Origin of the sequence: Plantactinospora sp. BC1, from assembly GCF_003030345.1 — a bacterium.
Lineage (GTDB): Bacteria > Actinomycetota > Actinomycetes > Mycobacteriales > Micromonosporaceae > Plantactinospora.
The window spans coordinates 7,044,876-7,061,371 of the sequence record NZ_CP028158.1 but is presented as its reverse complement, the minus strand read 5'-3'; the positions used below and the strand labels follow the sequence as shown (position 1 = coordinate 7,061,371).

Genomic DNA, 16,496 nt, shown 5'->3' with positions numbered 1-16,496 from the left:
CTGTGCGCCCCGCTCCGGCAGCGGGAGGTCCCCGTCCGGGACCCGGAGGCAGCGGTTCGACGTGGGCCAGCACCTGTGCCCGGTCGCAGGCGAGGGAGGGCAGGGCGATGGATCCGACCACGGAGTTCTTCGAAGGGCTCAACCACCGGCCCCCGGACCCGTTGCTGAGCCGGATCCGCGGCACCGTCCGCTTCGAACTCGAGTCCGGTGAGCACCTCGACACCTGGCTGCTGGTGCTCAGCGCCGGCAGTGTGAGCGCCACCCAGACGGACCGTTCGGCGGACTGCACGGTGCGGACCGACCGCGAGTTCTTCAACCGGATCGCCGCCGGCGAGTCGAACCCGTTCGCGGCGCTGCTCTGCAACCGGGTCACGGTGGAGGGGAAGCTCGGCCTGTACAGCTACCTGAACCACCTCGTTCCCGGGCCGCCGGGGGCGCACGAGCCCCGGGACTGGGTACGGCAGCGAGGGCAGCGGTGATGAAACCACTGGTCAGCATTCTCGACGGAAACACCTTCGTGGTGAGCGACAACCGGGGCGACATCGACCCGTCGCCGACCTTTCCCACCGGGCTCTTCTCGTTCGACACCCGGTTCCTGTCCAAGTGGGAGCTGACCGTCGACGGAAACCGGCTCAACGCGCTCTCCGTCGACGACCTCCAGTACTTCGAGTCGCAGTTCTTCCTGGTGCCCGGCGAGCCGACGCACTACGTGGACGCCAAGCTGTCGATCATCCGGCACCGGACGATCGGCGGCAGCTTCGTCGAGGATCTGACCGTCCTCAACCACCAGGACCGGCCGGTCGAGCTGACCGTCCGGTTGAACGCCGAGAGCGACTTCGCCGACCTGTTCGAGATCAAGGACGTGCAGGAGAAGGTCGGCAACACCACCGTGCTGGTGGAGAAGGACCGACTGCGGCTGCGCTACCAGCGGGACACCTACCGGCGCGAGACGATCATCACCTCGAGCGCACCCGCCGAGTTCGACGAGGGTGGGATCAGCTTCACGCTGCGGATCGGGGCGCACCGGCAGTGGCAGACCCGGCTGCGGGTGGAGACCCTGGTGGAGGGGGCCGGCGGCCGGGACATCCGGCTCAGCATCCAGCAGCACCACAGCCGCTCCCCGCAGGAGATGCGGCGGGACCTGGACGCCTGGCTGGAGCGGGCGCCGAAGCTCACCAGCGACAGCGAGGCGCTGACCGAGACGTACCAGCGCAGCCTGACCGACCTGGCCGCGCTGCGGTACAGGCCGCTGACCTCCGGGCCGCCGTTGCCGGCCGCCGGCCTGCCCTGGTTCATGACGATGTTCGGCCGGGACAGCCTGATCACCTGCCTCCAGTCGCTGCCGTTCACCCCGGAACTCGCCGGGCCGACGCTGCGCTACCTGGCGATGTCCCAGGGGGTGACCCTGGACGACTTCCGGGAACGCGAGCCGGGAAAGATCCTGCACGAGGTCCGGTACGGCGAGTCGACGGCCTTCGAGGAGCAGCCGCACTCGCCGTACTACGGCTCGGCCGACTCGACCCCGCTCTTCGTGATCCTGCTCGACGAGTACGAGCGGTGGAGCGGGGACACCGAGCTGGTCGGGACGCTGGAGGCCGAGGCCCGGGCCGCGCTGACCTGGATCGACCGGTACGGGGACCTGATGGGCAACGGTTACGTCTGGTTCGAACGACGCAACCTGCGCAACGGCCTGGAGAACCAGTGCTGGAAGGACTCCTGGGACGGCATCTCGTACTCCGACGGGCGGCTGCCGGCCTTCCCCCGGGCCACCTGCGAACTACAGGGCTACGCGTACGACGCCAAGATGCGGGGCGCCCGGCTCGCCCGGCTCTGCTGGAAGGATCCGGTCTACGCCGACCAGTTGGAGCGGGAGGCGGCGGAGCTGAAGCAGCGGTTCAACCGGGACTTCTGGGTCGACGACGGCGAGTACTACGCGCTGGCCCTGGACATCGAGGGCGGCCAGGTGGACGCGCTCTCGTCGAACATGGGACACCTGCTGTGGAGCGGAATCGTCGACGAGGACCGGGCCGCGAAGGTGGCCGAGCATCTGCTCGGGCCGAGGCTCTTCTCCGGCTGGGGGGTGCGGACGCTGGCCGAGGGGGAGGGGCGGTACAACCCGATCGGCTATCACGTCGGCACGGTCTGGCCGTTCGACAACTCGCTGATCGCCTGGGGCCTGCGCCGGTACGGCTTCCGGCACGAGGCGGGCCAGATCGCCGAGGCGATGATCGAGGCCGGGCGGTACTTCGACGGCCGGCTCCCGGAGGCGTTCGCCGGCTACGACCGGGCGCTGACGAAGTATCCGGTGCAGTACCCGACGGCGTGCAGCCCGCAGGCGTGGTCGACCGGTACGCCGATGCTGCTGATCCGGACCCTGCTGGGCCTCGACCCGCACGGTGAGCACCTGGTGGTGGACCCGGCCCTGCCGGAGGGGATGGGCCGGATGGAGCTGCTGGACATCCCCGGCCGGTGGGGCCTGATCGACGCCTTCGGTCGGGGCCGGGCGGAGCACAGCCGGATGCCGCCCCGGCTGATGGAGTGATCGGGAGATGGCACGCGCCGCTGTGCGGGATGCCGGACGAGTCGGGAATGGGAGGCACCAGCCGATGGCGGATCCGACCGCCGAATTCTTCTGCCGGGTCGAGGAGCACGGGCCGGAGATGCTGCCGGCGCACGCCCGGGGAACGCTCCGGTTCGACCTCGACCGGGACGGCCACGTCGACCACTGGTTCGTCGCGATCAACCGGGGCAACGTGCTGGTGTCGCACGAGAAGCGTGACGCGGACTGTGTGGTCGAGGCCGAGAAGGCGCTCTTCGACCGGTGTGCGACCGGCGAGGCGCAGGTGATCGCCGCCTACAACCGGAACGACGTGACGGTACGGGGGAGCCTGCCGCTGCTGCTGATGTTCCGGCGGGTCTTCCCCTCGCCGCCCGGCACCCGGGACCCCCGAGAGCGGATCCGGGAGCGGTTCGCCGGCCGGACCGGCGCTCGGGAACGGGAGCGTCGATCGTGAAGGACCTGGTCAGCATCCTGGACGGCAACACGTTCATGCTCAGCGACTCCACCGGCGACGTCGACCCGTCGCCGGACTATCCGTCGGGGCTCTTCGCCTGGGACACCCGCTTCCTCTCCAAGTGGGTACTCACGATCGACGGCGAGCGGCTGCACGCCCTCTCCATCGACGACCTCCAGTACTTCGAGTCGCGGTTCTTCCTGGTGCCCGGCCAGCCGACCCACTATGTGGACGCGAAGACCTCGGTGATCCGGCACCGGTCGCTCGGCGGGGCGTTCGAGGAACAGTTGACCGTGCTCAACCACCGGGACGAGTCGGTGGTGCTGACGCTGCGGATGGAGATCGACTCCGACTTCGCGGACGTCTTCGACGCCCGGGAGTTTCGGTCCATGCCGGGGCGGGCGATGAAGTTCGTCGAGGAGGGCAGGCTGCGGCTTCGCCACCAGCGGGACCGGCACGTCTCCGAGACGATCGTCACCAGCAGCGAGCCGGCCGAGATCGACGCCGACGGCCTCACCTTCCGGGTCGAACTCGGCGCGCACGGGACCTGGTCGACCACCATCCGGGCGACCGGCGTCATCCAGGGCGCGGGCGGCCGGGACGTCCGGGAGAACCTCCGCGGCTACCAGCAGGTCCGGCCGGAGAAGCGGCGCGAACTCCAGGAGTGGCTGGCCCTGGCCCCGAAGCTCACCTGTGACTCGGAGACGCTCTCGGACACCTACCGGCGCAGCCTGATCGACCTCGCCGCGTTGCAGTACACCGGGTTGACCAGCCAGGTGAAGCTGACGGCGACCGGGCTGCCCTGGTACATGACGCTGTTCGGCCGGCACAGCCTGCTCGCCGGCTTCCAGACGCTGCCCTTCCTGCCGCACATCGCCCGCAGCGCGCTGTGGTTGCTCGCCCTGCTCCAGGGTGGCCGGATCGACGACTTCCGGGACGAGGAACCGGGCAAGATCATGCACGAGATCCGGTACGGCGAACCGGGCGGCTTCGAGGACACCCCGTACACCACCTACTACGGAACGGCCGACTGCACGCCGCTCTTCGTGATCCTGCTCGACGAGTACGAGCTGTGGACCGGGGACGGCGACACGGTGCGGCTGATGGAGTACGAGGCCCGGTCGGCGCTGGCCTGGATCGACACGTACGGCGACCTGATGGGCGACGGCTACGTCTGGTACGAGTGCCGCAGTCCCGGCGGGCTGGAGAACCAGGGCTGGAAGGACTCCTGGAACTCCGTCATGTACGCCGACGGCCGGCTGCCCGGCAAGCCCCGGGCCACCTGCGAACTACAGGGGTACGCCTACGACGCCAAGATCCGGGGTGCCCGGCTGGCGCGTACCTTCTGGAACGACCCGGCGTACGCGGACCGGCTGGAGCGGGAGGCGGCCGACCTGCGCAGCCGGTTCAACCGGGACTTCTGGATCGCCGAACGGGGCTACTACGCGCTCGCGCTCGACGCCGAGGGTGGCCAGGTCGACGCGCTCGCCTCGAACATCGGCCACCTGCTCTGGAGCGGCATCGTCGACGAGTCCCGGGCCGGTCTGGTCGCCAACCACCTGCTCAGCCGGCCGCTCTTCTCCGGCTGGGGCGTCCGGACGCTCGCCTACGACCAGGCCTGGTACAACCCGGTCGGCTACCACACCGGGGCGGTCTGGCCGAGTGACAACTCGCTCATCGCCATGGGGTTGCGCCGCTACGGCTTCGTCGAGCAGGCGGCCCGGCTGGCGGTGACGATGATCGAGGCGTCCGAGTATTTCGGCGGCCGGATGCCGGAGGCGTTCGCCGGGTACGACCGCCAGCTCACCAAGTACCCGGTGCAGTACCCCCGGGCGTGCAGCCCGCACTGCTCGTCGGCGGGTACCCCGCTGGTGCTGCTCCGTACCCTGCTCGGCCTGCGGCCGCACCAGGACCACCTGACGATCGACCCGGCGATCCCGGAGCGGCTCGGCCGGATCGAGCTGATCGGCATCCCGGGGCGGTGGGGCCGGACCGACGCGTTCGGCCGGGGCCGGGTGCAGCTGGAGCCCGAGTGAGGACCGACGGCAGCGGCCGGTGACGGGCCGGGACGCCGAATGTGGGTGGTGGACGGCGATCCGCCGTGATAGCGATATGCGATGGCGGATCCTGACATGGTCGAGGGGGCCGCGCTGGCCCGGGTGCTGCGCCAGGCCGGTGGCGCCGAGATCCTGAACACCCTGGGGGTACGCCTCTCCGGTTCGGATCTGGTCACGCTGCTGCTGGCCGCGTTCCGGACCCGGGCGGGCTTCCTGACCCCGGCCGACGTACTCCGCCGGTACTCCGAGGACCGGTTCGTCGCGCCGGCGCAGGCCGGATTCCGCCGGCTGCGCCGGGCCGAGGACCTGCTGCTCTCCGCCGTCCCGGACCGCTACGAACTGCTCACCCTCGCCCCGGTCACGCCGCTGGGCACCCACTCCGTGGTCGGCGGGGTGAACCAGAACAACGTGCTCGCCACGGTCCGGGGCAGCGAGGTGGCGGCCGACCCGACCAGCGGGCTGGCGCTGGAGGCGGCGGTCCGGCGGCGGGAACTGCTCGCCCGGGACGGCCGGTCGGCTCCGCCGGTGCGGCTGGCCACCCTGCAACGGGTGATCCGGGCCCAGCGGTTCGGCGGGCCCGGCCGGTTCGCCCACTTCAGCCTCCTCGCCCTGGTCACCGCCGGTCGGGACACCGGGAGCCTGGCGTTCGAGCGGCGTAGCTGCGCCGAGCAGTTGCGGATCCTCTGCGCGGCGCTGGAGGCGGCCGGGGTGGAGACGGTCGAGGTCGCGCTCACCGTGCTGGACCCGGCGGCGGCGCCGATCGCCGAGGCGGCCCGGGCCGCCCTGGCCGACCATCCGAAGATCCTGGTACGCGACGACCCCGACCGCTCCGGCGGCCGGGGCTACTACACCGGCTGCTGCTTCAAGCTCGGAGCGGTACTCGACGGCGAGCGGGTCGAACTCGGCGACGGCGGTTTCGTCGACTGGACCCGCCGGTTGCTCGGCAACCGCAAGGAGCGGCTGCTGACCAGCGCGGTCAGCGTCGACCGGCTGGCCCTCTTCGTCGATCCGCCCGCCCCGCGACCCGACGACGCCTGAGCCGGCCACCTCACCCGTCGCCGCCGGCCGGTCGCTGCCGCCCCGCCGGCACCGCTTGCCCGGCGGCTCGGCACCGCTGCCCCCGGCACCGCTGCCCCCGGCACCGCTGCCCTCGGCGTCGGTGGCTCCGGGCTGCTGCCCGGGTTCACACCCCGGCCGGGGTGGGCGTCGGTCGGCGGGCGGCGAGGGCCAGGACCAGCCAGGCGAGTCCGATGGTCACCGGGGCGATGGCGAATCCGGCGGCGGTGCTGCCGGTGCCGTCCAGCAGCGGACCGGTCGCCGCCGCGCCGAGCGCACTGCCCACCGAGAAGGCGGTGGCGGCCCAGGCGAACGCCTCGGCGGCGGTACCGGCCGGTGCCACCGCGTCGATCCCGACGAAGGTGATGGTGAGCAGCGGTGGCAGGGCCAGCCCGCTGACCGCCATCAGCGCCAGCATCACCGGCGGGCCGGGGATGAGCAGCAGCGGCAGGTAACCCAGCGCCAGCGCCGCCGCCGCGCGGGGCAGCGTGCCGTACCGGCGGGCGGTGCGGGACCGGACGTAGAGCAGGCCACCGGCCAGCGCCCCGACCGCCTGGGCGGCGAGCAGCCAGCCGGCCCAGGACCGCCCGCCGGACGCCTCGGCGTAGCCGGTCGCCGCCACCGCCACACTGCCGACGCCGGCACCGATCAGCACCAGCGCACCGAGGACCACCCGGAGCGGCCCGGAGCGGAGCGGGCCGGCCCAGTGTCGTACCGCCGGCACACCCCGCCAGCGGCGGACCGCCGGGGCGGTCGCGAACCAGGCGGTACCGACGGCCTGGCAGAGCGCGGCGGCGGCCAACCCGCCGGCCGGGCCGAACGCGGCGACGGCGCCGAGGGTGAGCACCGGCCCGACCACGAAGATCAGTTCCTGGGTCGCGGTGTCCAACGTGTACGCGGTGTGGATCCGCTCCTCCGGCAGCAGGTCCCGCCACAGCACCCGCAGGCACGCCTCGAACGGCGGCGCCCCGAGCCCGGCCAGCGCGGCGGCACCGACGGTCAACGGGCCGGCCAGCGACGCCGCGACCAGCGCGAAGCCGGCGGTGGAGACGGTGACCGCCAGCCAGAGCACCGGCGGCTGCCGCCAGCGGTCGGCGAGCCGGGCCAGCATCGGCTGCCCGACCGCCATCCCGGCGGTGTACGCCCCGACCAGCAGCCCGGCCAGGGTCAGCGTCATCGTCTCCCGGGCGAAGACCAGCAGGGCCAGCGGTGCCGCGCCGAGCGGGATCCGGCCGAGCAGGCTGGCCGCGAGTACCCGGGCGGTCTGTGGGGTTTTCAGGACGGCGAGTGCGGAGGTGTCGACGGTCGACGACATGGTGGATCGCTCCCTGGGAGGGGTGGAGGTGACGGGCCGGTGGACGGGGCGGAACCGGCCGGTCAGGGAGCGAAGTCGGCGCGCTCGTGGTCGTTGCCGTAGAGCGGCAGGTCAGGGGTGATCCAGGTCGCGTACGCGGCAGCGGCCGCCTCCAGCGGGATCACCCGGACAACTCTACGGCTCCGGCGGGCTCACTCGAACCGGAGGTGCCGGCGCTGGCGCAGCCGGATTCCGGAGGCGGTCGCCACCAGCGCGGTCAGCGCCACGGTCAGGATCACGCCGTGCAACAGGCCACGGGCCAGATAGCCGCTGTCGGTGTGGTCGATCGCGTAGGTGCCGATCTCCCGGCTGAACCAGAACGGCAGCGCCCGGGCGGCGGTGTCGGCCGGATCCATCACCATCTGGAGCCCGACCACGATCAGCAGCACCAGGGTGCCCTCCAGCTCCCGGGGCAGGATCGCGCTCAGCGCCAGTCCGAAGGGGACGGCGGTGGCCACCGTCAACGCCATGATCAGCGCGATGGCGCCGTACCGGACGTCGTCCTGGTCGAAGCGGACCAGCAGGAAGTACGGCACCGACAGCAGGGCACCGACCGTCCAGAGTGCCAGCAGCCGGCCGAGGTGCAGGTGGTGTGCCCGGTAGCCGGAGAGCCGCAGCCGGGACTCGATGCCCCGGGCGGCGCTCCCGGCGAAGAGCGCGGCGGTGCTCAGCGCCCAGCTCAGCCCGAGACAGACGAACCGGATCGACTGGCCGGCGTGGTCGTCCCGGCGGCTGGCGTAGAAGGCCAGCGGGAAGACCAGCAGGATCAGCAGTACGCCCCGGCGCCGGACCACCTCGCGCAGGGCCAGCTCCGCCACCGTCCAGATTTTGGTCATGCCGACGTCTCCCGGGCCGGGGTCAGGTCGAGCACGGTGTCGACCCGGTCGAGTTGGTTGAGCAGGTGGGTCACCACGACGATGGCCCGGCCGTCCGCCCGCCACCGCCAGAGCTGCTGCCAGAAGTCGAGATAGGTGCCCCGGTCGAAACCCTGGTAGGGCTCGTCGAGCAGCAGCACGTCCGGTTCGCCGAGCGCGGCCATCACCAGGTTGAGCTTCTGCCTGGTCCCGCCGGAGAGGTGCCGGGCCTGGGTCCGGCCGGCCGGATCCCAGTCCAGCGCGGCGGCGTGCGCCCGTCCGGCCGCCCGCGCCTGTGCCCTCTGCAGCCCGCGCCCCGCACCGACCAGCACGAAGTGCTCCTCCGGGTAGAGGAAGTCGGCGGTACCGCCGGACTGCGGGCAGTAGCCGAGGGTGCCGTGCACCCGGACCCGGCCCGAGTCCGGGCTGAGCAGGCCGGCGCAGATCCGCAGGAAGGTGCTCTTGCCGGCGCCGTTCGCCCCGACCACGGCGGCGATCTCACCGGCCCGTACGGTCAGGTCCACGCCGGTCAGCACCGGGCGTCGGCGGTAGCGCTTGGTGATGCCGCGTACCTCCAGCCGGACCGGGCCGGCGCCGTGTGGTGCCCGGGTCGGCGTGCCCACCCGGGCCGTCCCGATCCCGGCGCTCTGCCGGGACGTGCCGAGGCTCTCCGCCACCGCCGCCGCGTACGTCCCCGGCGGGCCGAAGACCTGCAACGGCGGCTCGCCGCTGTCCCGCAGGTGCGTGGCGGACTCGGCGACCACGTGCCGGACGAGATCCGCGTCGAGGCCCTGCCGGTGCAGCTCACCGGTGAGCGCCTGAAGCCATCCGTCGGAGTTCAACGTGTCTGCACCTCCCGCAGGACCGCCCCCACCCCGCTGGCGAAGGCGTCCCAGTCGACGGCGGTCCGGCGTAACGTCTCGGCGCCGGCCGGGGTGATCCGGTAGTACTTGCGGGCCGGGCCGGCGGCGCCCTCCCGCCACTGCGCGCTCACCAGGCCGGTCCGTTGCAGCCGGAGCAGCACCGGGTAGAGGGTGCCGCCCTGGATCGGGCCGATCCCGCTCGCGTCGAGCGACTGGGCCAACTCGTATCCGTAGGACTCCCGGCGGTGCAGCAGGGCGAGGACGCAGAGGTCGAGCACCCCGCGCAACCACTGGCCACGGCGCTCCTGATCCACGGCGAAGAAGGTAGCACAGTCAGCTAGCTGGCACAGCGACCTAGCGGGCCGGTTCGCCGTACCCGGGCACGACGTCACGGCGCTGCGCCGCTCGCCCGGACGGCTGGCGGTGGCGGCCGGTGCCCGGTTGCCGCCGGCCCTGCTCGCCGGGATCACCGGCCCCGGTCCGGTACTCGACCGGCCCGCTGCACCGGATGGTCACCGGAGCACTGAACCCTTCCAGCCGGGGTTCCCACGGCCGCGACGGGAGGATCGAGGAAGATTCACTAGGCTGGCGGCATGCGGGTCCTCTTCGCGTCAGCGCCGTTGCTCGGACACGTCTTTCCCATGGTGCCGTTGGCCGAGGCGCTCCGGGACGCCGGCCACGAGGTGCTGCTCGCCACCGGCGGCGACGGGCTCGCGGTAGGCCGGACCGGGCTGCCGGTCGAGGACATCGCCCCCGGCTTCCGGTTCGACCGGATCGCCCGGCGGACCATGCTGCGGCACCCGCTGACCGCCCGGGCCGAACTGGCCGGCCGGGCCGGCACCCGGGGCGTCGCGCTGCTCTTCGGCGCCGCCAACGAGCAGATGGTCGACGGCCTGGTCACCCTCGCCGACCGCTGGCAGCCGGACCTCGTCGTCCACGAACCGCTGGCCGTCTCCGGCGCGCTCGCCGCCGCCCGCCGGGCGGTACCGGCGGTACTGCACGAGAACTCGCTCTTCGACGGCGCCGAACTGGTCCGGGTGACCGCCGCCCGGCTGGTCCGGGCCCAACAGCGCAGCGGGATCGGCAGCCTGCGCCCGAGCGCCGCCACCCTGACCATCGCCCCGCCCAGCGTGGTCGGCGAGCGGGCCGGCTGGCCGCTGCGCGGCGTGCCGTCCACCGGCGTCGGCGAGCTGCCGGAGTGGCTGCGGGGGCCGGGTGAGCGGCCGAGGATCCTGGTCAGTCGCAGTACGGTGGCCGGCCCGGGAGGCGGCACCCTGATGACCTCCGTGGTGCGGGCCGCCGCCGGGGTCGACGCCGAGTTCGTGCTGGTCCGCCCCGACCGGCGGGTACTGCGGCACGGGCCGCTGCCCGACAACGTCCGTACCGTCGACTGGATCCCGATCAACGCCGCGCTGCCGTACTGCGCCGGAGTGGTGCACCACGGCGGGGCCGGCTCGGTGCTCGGCGCGCTGGCGGCGGGCGTACCGCAGCTCGTGGTGCCCGGCCCGGGCGACCGCCGGCACAACGCGGAGCTGGTGGCGGCCCGGGGCGCCGGGCTGGCCGTACCCGAACGCGCGATCAGCGGGGCCGAACTGGGCCGGCTCGTCACCGACCCGGGGCTGCGCTCGGCCGCCGACGAGGTACGCCGGGAGATGGCCGCGATGCCGGCACCGGCGGAACTGGTACCCCGGCTCGAAGCGCTGCTCGGCTGAGCGCCGGCCCGGTCCGCCCCGGCGCCACCCGACCGGCCCCCGAACGGGACGGTCAGCCGGGCAGGTTCGCGTCGAGGAAGGCCGCGACGACGGCACGGATGTCGGGCCGGTGCAGCGGCAGGGCGTGCCCGCCATCCGTGACCAGCGAGTGCACCGGGTGGCCGGCCCGGAGCAGCGCCGAGGTCAGCGCGACCGCCTGCCCGACCGGTACGGCCGCGTCGGCGCGACCGTGCGCGAGCAGCACCGGCACCCGGTTGCCCGGATGGCCCTTCCGGCGATGTGACCCGGCCGGCGGCGTAACCCTTGCGGCGGCGTAACCCTTGCGGCGGCGTAAACCTTGCGGTGACGCGACCCGGCCGGCGGCGTAACCCTTGGGGCGACGCGACGCGACGCGGCCGGCAGGCGTGACCCGTCCGGCGTGGTGGCCCAGTCGGGCAGCGGGAGTTCGGCCGGGGCGGGTCGGTCGGGCGGGGTGCGGCGTGACCGGGACCGCTCCGGCTCGGCGAGCGGTTCCCGGTGACCCGAGGTAGTTTGGGGTCGTGTTTTCCGTCGCGCTGGTCCGCCCCGTGTGGTGGATAGCGTGCCGGTCGGTGCGGTTCGTGACCGCCCTGGTGTTGATGGGCCTGCTGCTGGGCGCCGGTGGAGCCCGGACCGGACCCTCCGGCCCGGCCCTCGCGGCGGCCGGGCCACGGCCCGCCGCAGCACAGTCGACTGTGGAGGATGTCGGGGCCGCTCGGTCGGACGCGCCCGATCCCGGCCCGGTGGTGCGGATCAAGCAGCATCCTGCCGCCGATCTGCCCTCCGGCGTCTCCGACGAGCCGCCCGTCGCGGCGGCCGAGCAGCCTCCGGTGCTGTTCGAGAGCGCGGTCGCGGCCGACGAGCGGTCCGCCGCGACCGGCTCGGTGGTGCCGACGGTGCTGGTCCGGGCCGACCTGCTCGGTGGGCAGCCGGATCGGCCGGCGCTCGGGGCGGTGGCCGGGGTGGCGCCGGCCGGTGACGCGTACGCCCGGGTGGTCGGGCCGCGCGCACCCCCGCTCGGCTGAGGACCGGTCGCACCCGACCGCTTCCGGTCCGGTCCCGTCGACTCCTCGTCCGCATCGTCCACCCCGTGAGGTGCCGCAATGGAAAATCTGCTCTTCGACTTCCTGATCGAGGTGACCCGGGCCACCGCCGTCTGGCTCGTACTGCTCGGGCTCGTACTGGCGGCGGGCATCTGGCTGGTCGTGCGCCCGCGTGCCGCCACCGCCACCGCCACCGCCGCCGACCAGCCGAACGACGAATCCGGTTACGACGTGGCGGTCCGGGACGCCGAGGGGCGCCGGGAACGGCTGGTGGCCCGGGCGGCCGAGCTGCACCGGTACGCCGAGGAGGTGGCGGTCGCCGCCGAACGGTCGGCCGTGACCGCCCAGCGGCGCCGGGACGAGTGGCTGGCGGCGCAGGAGGCGGTCGAGTCGACCTGGCAGGCGTACGAGGAGGCGGACGCCGCCGCCCGCCGGCTCGCCGCCGCCGCCGTACTGCCCGAGCCGCGTACCCCGCGCACGCCGGCCGAGTACGCCGACCGTGAGCGGTTCCTGCACCGCGCCGCGATGGCGGCCTGCACCCGGCAGGAGCTGACGGTACTGCAACTCAGCGACGCGCTGGCCAACCGGAACGGCTGGGATCCGCGCCGGCACCCTGCCGAGCAGGAGATCGTGCTTCGCCGGGCGGCCCGGGACAGTGCGCTGGCCGCGCACCGGGCGGCGGAGGAGCGGGAACGGGCCGCGTGGCGGGACGCCGAGGTGGCCGCCGCGGCGGCCCGCAGCCTCCGGGAGGAGGCGTTCGCCGCCGCCAGCCGCGCGGCGGCGCTCCGGCGCTGGCTGCCGTCCCCGGCGGGGACGTCGGTCGGGTCGGCGAGCGAGGGGGTCCGGCAGCCTGACCCCGCCCGCCGCTGGCGCGCGGCCCGGGCCGGCTGACGCTGCGACGGGTCCGGCGTCGGCACCCCCGCCGGACGCTCAGGACGGGTTCGACGGTGCCGCGAGGTCGGGCGCCTAATCGGGTGCCTGGTCGGGTGCCGCGAGGTCGGGCGCCTGGTCGGGTGCCGCGAGGTCGGGTGCCTAATCGGGTGCCCAGTCGGGTGCCTGGTCGGGTGCCTCGGGGTCGAGGCCGAGTGCGGACCGTCCACCGTCGACCGGCAGCACCACTCCGGTGAGCAGGCTCGACTCGGCGGAGAGCAGGTGCGCGACGGTGGCGGCGACCTCGTCGGGGCGGCCCACCCGACCGATCGGGTGCAGTCGTCGCATGTCCCGCTCGATCCGTGCCGCACCGGCCGGGTCCGCCCCGGCGAGCAGTTCGGCGTAGCGCTCGGTCGCGATCGAGCCGAGGGCGACCGCGTTGACCCGGATGCCGTACCGGCCGTACTCGACGGCGAGGGCCCGGGTCAGCCCCTCCACGGCCGCCTTCGCCGTCGCGTACGGCAGGCAGCCCGGCACCGGCCGCTGGGCCTGGTGGGACGAGACGTTGACGATCGCGCCGGGGGTGCCGGTGGCGAGGAAGCGCCGGATCGCCGCCCCGCAGCCGACCACCGTGGCGTCGAGGTTGCCCGCGACGAGCTTCAGGATCTCCCGGGCCGGGGTGTCGTGCAGCGAGGCGTCCCGGAACACGGCGGCGTTGTTCACCCAGCCCCGTAGCGGGCCGGCGGCGCTCGCCTCGTCGGCGGCGCGTTCCGCCACCGCCTCGTCGGCGGCGTCGCCGGAGACCACGACCAGCCGCCGCGCGGCGGGATGACCGGAGAGCCGGTCGGCCGCCTCGGGATCGCGTTCGAGCACCACCACCCGGTCGGCGGTGCCGAGCAGGCGTTCGACGATCGCCCGGCCGACGCCCCGGCCGCCGCCGGTCACCACATAGCAGCCGCCTCCGTCCGAACCGGACGGTCGCTGGTGGCTGGCCTGGCCGGTCGGGTACGACATCGACCCACCGTACCGGCCGGTGCCGGGTCTCGCCGGGGACGCGGCGTCAGCTGGCCCGCCGGGCCGGTACGACGTTGCGGAACCGCTCGTGCGCCGACTGGCGGCTGATGCCGAGCGCGTTGCCGATCTCGGCCCAGGAGAGTCCGGCCTCCCGGGCGGCGACCACGGCGCGTTCGATCAGTGGCCGTTGCCAGCGTTCGACCTCGGCGAGGATGCCCAGCGCCTGCAACGGCCAGGTGGTGGCGAGTTCGGCGACGTTGTCCCGGAGCGTGTCGGATCGGCTCAGCAGCCAGCCGGGCGGGGTGGCGGCGAGGATCGGCTTGATGTGTCCGCTCCACTCGGAGGCGGCCATCCAGCGTCCCTCGTCGGCCGGCGGATAGTCGCCGGCGCCGGTCCAGCCGCAGGAGCACCGGGCGCGGAAGCCGACCGTGCCGGCGGGTTCGGTGGCGGCGGTGCTCAGCGTCCCGTCCGGCAGCCGGAACCCGATCAGGTTCGCGTGCCCCGGGGCCAGTTCCTCCGCCATCCCGCAATCATATGTCTGTCAGGATTCCCTGACGTGGCATGTCAGGATACCCTGACGCGGTCGCCCGGACGGGTTCGCCGGGCGGCTACCCATGGCGAAGGGAAGCGCGTGATGTCCGTGGTCAGCGGCACGGTGGCAGCCGGTTACGAGCCGGTCCGGGAGGCGTTCCTGGCGAACTTCGAGACCCGGTCCGAGCTGGGCGCGGCGGTCACCGTCTATCGGTACGGCCGCGAGGTGGTCCGGCTCTGGGGCGGCACCGCCGATCCGACCACCGACCGGGCCTGGCGGGCGGAGACCCTCCAGGTGGTCTACTCCGCCACCAAGAGCGTGCCGGCGGCCTGCGCGCACCTGCTGGCCCAACGCGGGCAGCTCGACCTCGCCGCCCCGGTCGCCGAGTACTGGCCCGAGTTCGCGGCGGCCGGCAAGGGCCGCATCCCGGTCCGCTGGCTCCTCTCCCACCAGGCGGGGCTGCCCGTGCTCGACCGTCGGGTTCCGCTGGCCGAGGCGCTGGCCTGGCACCCGGTCGTCGAGGCGCTGGCGGCGCAGGCGCCGGTCTGGGAGCCGGGCACGGCGCACGGCTACCACGGGCTGACCTACGGCTGGCTGGTCGGCGAGGTGGTGCGTCGGGTCTCCGGCCGCAGCCTGGGCCGGTACTTCGCCGACGAGATCGGCAAGCCGCTCGGGCTGGACTTCTGGATCGGCCTGCCCGCCGCCGAGACGCACCGGGTCAGTCGGCTCGTCGAGCAGCCGGCCCCGGCGCCGGCTCCCGAGGAGGTAACCGAGCGGATGCGCGAGATCCTCGCCGCGTACACCGATCCGGCCTCGCTGACGGTCCGGTCGGTGACGGTGACGGATCCGCCACTCGACCTCACCGACCCCGCCACCTGGACGGCCGAGATACCCGCCGTCAACGGCATCTGCACGGCGTCGTCGCTGGCCCGGTTCTACGCCGGCCTGATCGGCGAGGTCGACGGGATCCGGATCCTCGACGCCGCAACGCTCGCCGCCGCCACCGCCGAACAGGCCAGCGGCGTCGACCGGGTGCTGATGGTGCCGACCCGACCGGCGCTCGGCTTCGGCCTGCCCCTGCCGGACCAGCCCTGGTGGTCGCCGACCGCCTTCGGCTTCCCCGGGCACGGGGGATCGCTCGGCTACGCCGACCCGGCCAGCGGGATCGCCTTCGGGTACGTGACGAACGGCCTCCGCGTCACCCTGGGCCCGGACCCCCGGACGGTCAGCCTGGTCGAGGCGCTCCGGGCGGTGCTGTCCCGGCAACCGGACTGAGTACCGCCTGGCGCGGATCCACTCCCGGGTCCGTCGCCGCCAGCCGATGCCGGGGCGCCACGACTCGATCACGAGATGGTCGGCGGGTGTCCCGACGTACGCGCGAACACCCTGCGGATGATCACCCTGGCCGGCGTGACGGATAATCGAGACCTCCCGGAAGATCGTGAAGGTAGGTCATGACCACCCAGAACGACTGGTTGACCCGGCGGACCGGTGTGCTGCCGACCGCCCCGCCGACCGAGCGGCTCAGCCCGAAGAGCGTGCTGGACGAGGCGACCCGGCCGACCGCGCCGGAACCGCCGCCCGAGGTCACCTTCACGCACCAGGGCCGGTACGCCGGCCGGCACCTCGTCGACGTGCACGACCACTACCGGGCGGAACTTCGGCAGGTACGCGACATCCTCCAGCAGGTCAGGGAGGGCACCTCCCAGGTCGGCGACGCCCGCGACCAGCTCAACATGATGACGATCCGGGCCAACGACTGGACCCTGGGCGGGGTCTGCCAGGCGCAGTGCCGCGCAGTGGCGACCCACCACACCATGGAGAGCCAGGGCATCTTCCCGCACCTGCGGCGCAGCCAGCCGGACCTGGCGGCGGTACTGGACCGGTTGCACGACGAGCACCTGGCGATCCACGAGGTACTGGAGGGGGTCGACGCGGCGCTCGTACACCTGGCCCGCAACCCCACCGACTACGGCCCGATCAGCGAGGCGATCGACCTGCTCACCGACACCCTGCTGTCGCACTTCGCCTACGAGGAGGCGCAGTTGATCGGCCCGCTCGCCCGGCACGGCTTCTACCCGGGTCAGGTCTGACCGGGCCGGCGCCGAC

General features: G+C 73.6%; 17 protein-coding genes. 10 read left to right on the top strand and 7 right to left on the bottom strand.

Annotated elements, in window-relative coordinates:
- Positions 1 to 107: 107 nt before the first annotated feature.
- The 5 genes from C6361_RS30975 to C6361_RS37295 all read left to right on the top strand — a co-directional run bounded on the left by C6361_RS30975 (position 108) and on the right by C6361_RS37295 (position 6,109).
- On the top strand, positions 108 to 479 hold the full coding sequence (locus C6361_RS30975) for an SCP2 sterol-binding domain-containing protein (protein WP_107260174.1): 372 nt from the start codon (positions 108 to 110) through the stop codon (positions 477 to 479).
- Entirely contained in the window at positions 479 to 2,542 is a 2,064-nt protein-coding gene (locus tag C6361_RS30970) for a glycogen debranching N-terminal domain-containing protein (RefSeq protein WP_107260172.1), read from the top strand. Before C6361_RS30975 ends, C6361_RS30970 begins: the two co-directional genes overlap by 1 nt.
- Before the next feature lie 64 nt (positions 2,543 to 2,606).
- Entirely contained in the window at positions 2,607 to 3,014 is a 408-nt protein-coding gene (locus C6361_RS30965) for an SCP2 sterol-binding domain-containing protein (RefSeq protein WP_159079578.1), read from the top strand.
- Positions 3,008 to 5,050, top strand: coding sequence for a glycogen debranching N-terminal domain-containing protein (locus tag C6361_RS30960; protein ID WP_199853593.1), 2,043 nt, complete (start codon positions 3,008 to 3,010; stop codon positions 5,048 to 5,050). Before C6361_RS30965 ends, C6361_RS30960 begins: the two co-directional genes overlap by 7 nt.
- 81 nt (positions 5,051 to 5,131) lie before the next feature.
- Positions 5,132 to 6,109, top strand: a complete 978-nt coding sequence (locus C6361_RS37295; RefSeq protein ID WP_159079577.1) for a hypothetical protein — start codon at positions 5,132 to 5,134, stop codon at positions 6,107 to 6,109.
- Positions 6,110 to 6,254: 145 nt separating this feature from the next.
- Here the strand turns inward: C6361_RS37295 and C6361_RS30950 are convergent, their stop codons facing one another.
- From C6361_RS30950 to C6361_RS30935, 4 genes are all read right to left on the bottom strand, one after another.
- Complete coding sequence (locus C6361_RS30950) at positions 6,255 to 7,442, bottom strand: MFS transporter (protein ID WP_107269900.1); 1,188 nt, start codon at positions 7,440 to 7,442, stop codon at positions 6,255 to 6,257.
- A 191-nt stretch (positions 7,443 to 7,633) separates the two neighbouring features.
- Positions 7,634 to 8,317: an ABC transporter permease gene (locus tag C6361_RS30945; RefSeq protein ID WP_107269899.1), complete on the bottom strand. Its 684-nt coding sequence runs from the start codon at positions 8,315 to 8,317 to the stop codon at positions 7,634 to 7,636.
- Complete coding sequence (locus C6361_RS30940; protein WP_107269898.1) at positions 8,314 to 9,177, bottom strand: ATP-binding cassette domain-containing protein; 864 nt, start codon at positions 9,175 to 9,177, stop codon at positions 8,314 to 8,316. The genes C6361_RS30945 and C6361_RS30940 overlap by 4 nt, the downstream gene beginning before the upstream one ends.
- Positions 9,174 to 9,512 carry a PadR family transcriptional regulator gene (locus tag C6361_RS30935; protein ID WP_107260159.1) on the bottom strand — a complete coding sequence of 113 codons (339 nt, stop codon included), beginning with the start codon at positions 9,510 to 9,512 and terminating at the stop codon, positions 9,174 to 9,176. Before C6361_RS30935 ends, C6361_RS30940 begins: the two co-directional genes overlap by 4 nt.
- A 279-nt stretch (positions 9,513 to 9,791) precedes the next feature.
- Here C6361_RS30935 and C6361_RS30930 point away from each other — a divergent pair, with 279 nt between their 5' ends.
- Entirely contained in the window at positions 9,792 to 10,910 is a 1,119-nt protein-coding gene (locus tag C6361_RS30930; RefSeq protein ID WP_107269897.1) for a nucleotide disphospho-sugar-binding domain-containing protein, read from the top strand.
- A 52-nt stretch (positions 10,911 to 10,962) separates the two neighbouring features.
- Here the strand turns inward: C6361_RS30930 and C6361_RS30925 are convergent, their stop codons facing one another.
- A complete protein-coding gene (locus tag C6361_RS30925; RefSeq protein ID WP_107269896.1) occupies positions 10,963 to 11,160 on the bottom strand; it encodes a S9 family peptidase in 198 nt (65 codons plus the stop codon).
- A 340-nt stretch (positions 11,161 to 11,500) separates the two neighbouring features.
- On the opposite strand from C6361_RS30925, the gene C6361_RS30920 reads away from it, so the two are divergent.
- The gene (locus tag C6361_RS30920) at positions 11,501 to 11,953 is read left to right on the top strand and encodes a hypothetical protein (protein WP_107269895.1); all 453 of its coding nucleotides are present in this window, start codon (positions 11,501 to 11,503) and stop codon (positions 11,951 to 11,953) included.
- Between the two features lie 78 nt (positions 11,954 to 12,031).
- Positions 12,032 to 12,862: a hypothetical protein gene (locus C6361_RS30915; RefSeq protein ID WP_107269894.1), complete on the top strand. Its 831-nt coding sequence runs from the start codon at positions 12,032 to 12,034 to the stop codon at positions 12,860 to 12,862.
- Positions 12,863 to 13,003: 141 nt separating this feature from the next.
- Here C6361_RS30915 and C6361_RS30910 read toward each other — a convergent pair whose 3' ends face one another.
- Together C6361_RS30910 and C6361_RS30905 are read right to left on the bottom strand one after the other, a co-directional pair.
- Positions 13,004 to 13,855, bottom strand: a complete 852-nt coding sequence (locus C6361_RS30910) for an SDR family NAD(P)-dependent oxidoreductase (RefSeq protein WP_107269893.1) — start codon at positions 13,853 to 13,855, stop codon at positions 13,004 to 13,006.
- A gap of 46 nt (positions 13,856 to 13,901) precedes the next feature.
- The gene (locus tag C6361_RS30905; RefSeq protein WP_107269892.1) at positions 13,902 to 14,378 is read right to left on the bottom strand and encodes a hypothetical protein; all 477 of its coding nucleotides are present in this window, start codon (positions 14,376 to 14,378) and stop codon (positions 13,902 to 13,904) included.
- 111 nt (positions 14,379 to 14,489) lie between these two features.
- Here C6361_RS30905 and C6361_RS30900 point away from each other — a divergent pair, with 111 nt between their 5' ends.
- Positions 14,490 to 15,662: a serine hydrolase domain-containing protein gene (locus tag C6361_RS30900; protein WP_107269891.1), complete on the top strand. Its 1,173-nt coding sequence runs from the start codon at positions 14,490 to 14,492 to the stop codon at positions 15,660 to 15,662.
- Between the two features lie 179 nt (positions 15,663 to 15,841).
- Complete coding sequence (locus C6361_RS30895; protein ID WP_107260144.1) at positions 15,842 to 16,480, top strand: hemerythrin domain-containing protein; 639 nt, start codon at positions 15,842 to 15,844, stop codon at positions 16,478 to 16,480.
- Positions 16,481 to 16,496: the final 16 nt, after the last annotated feature.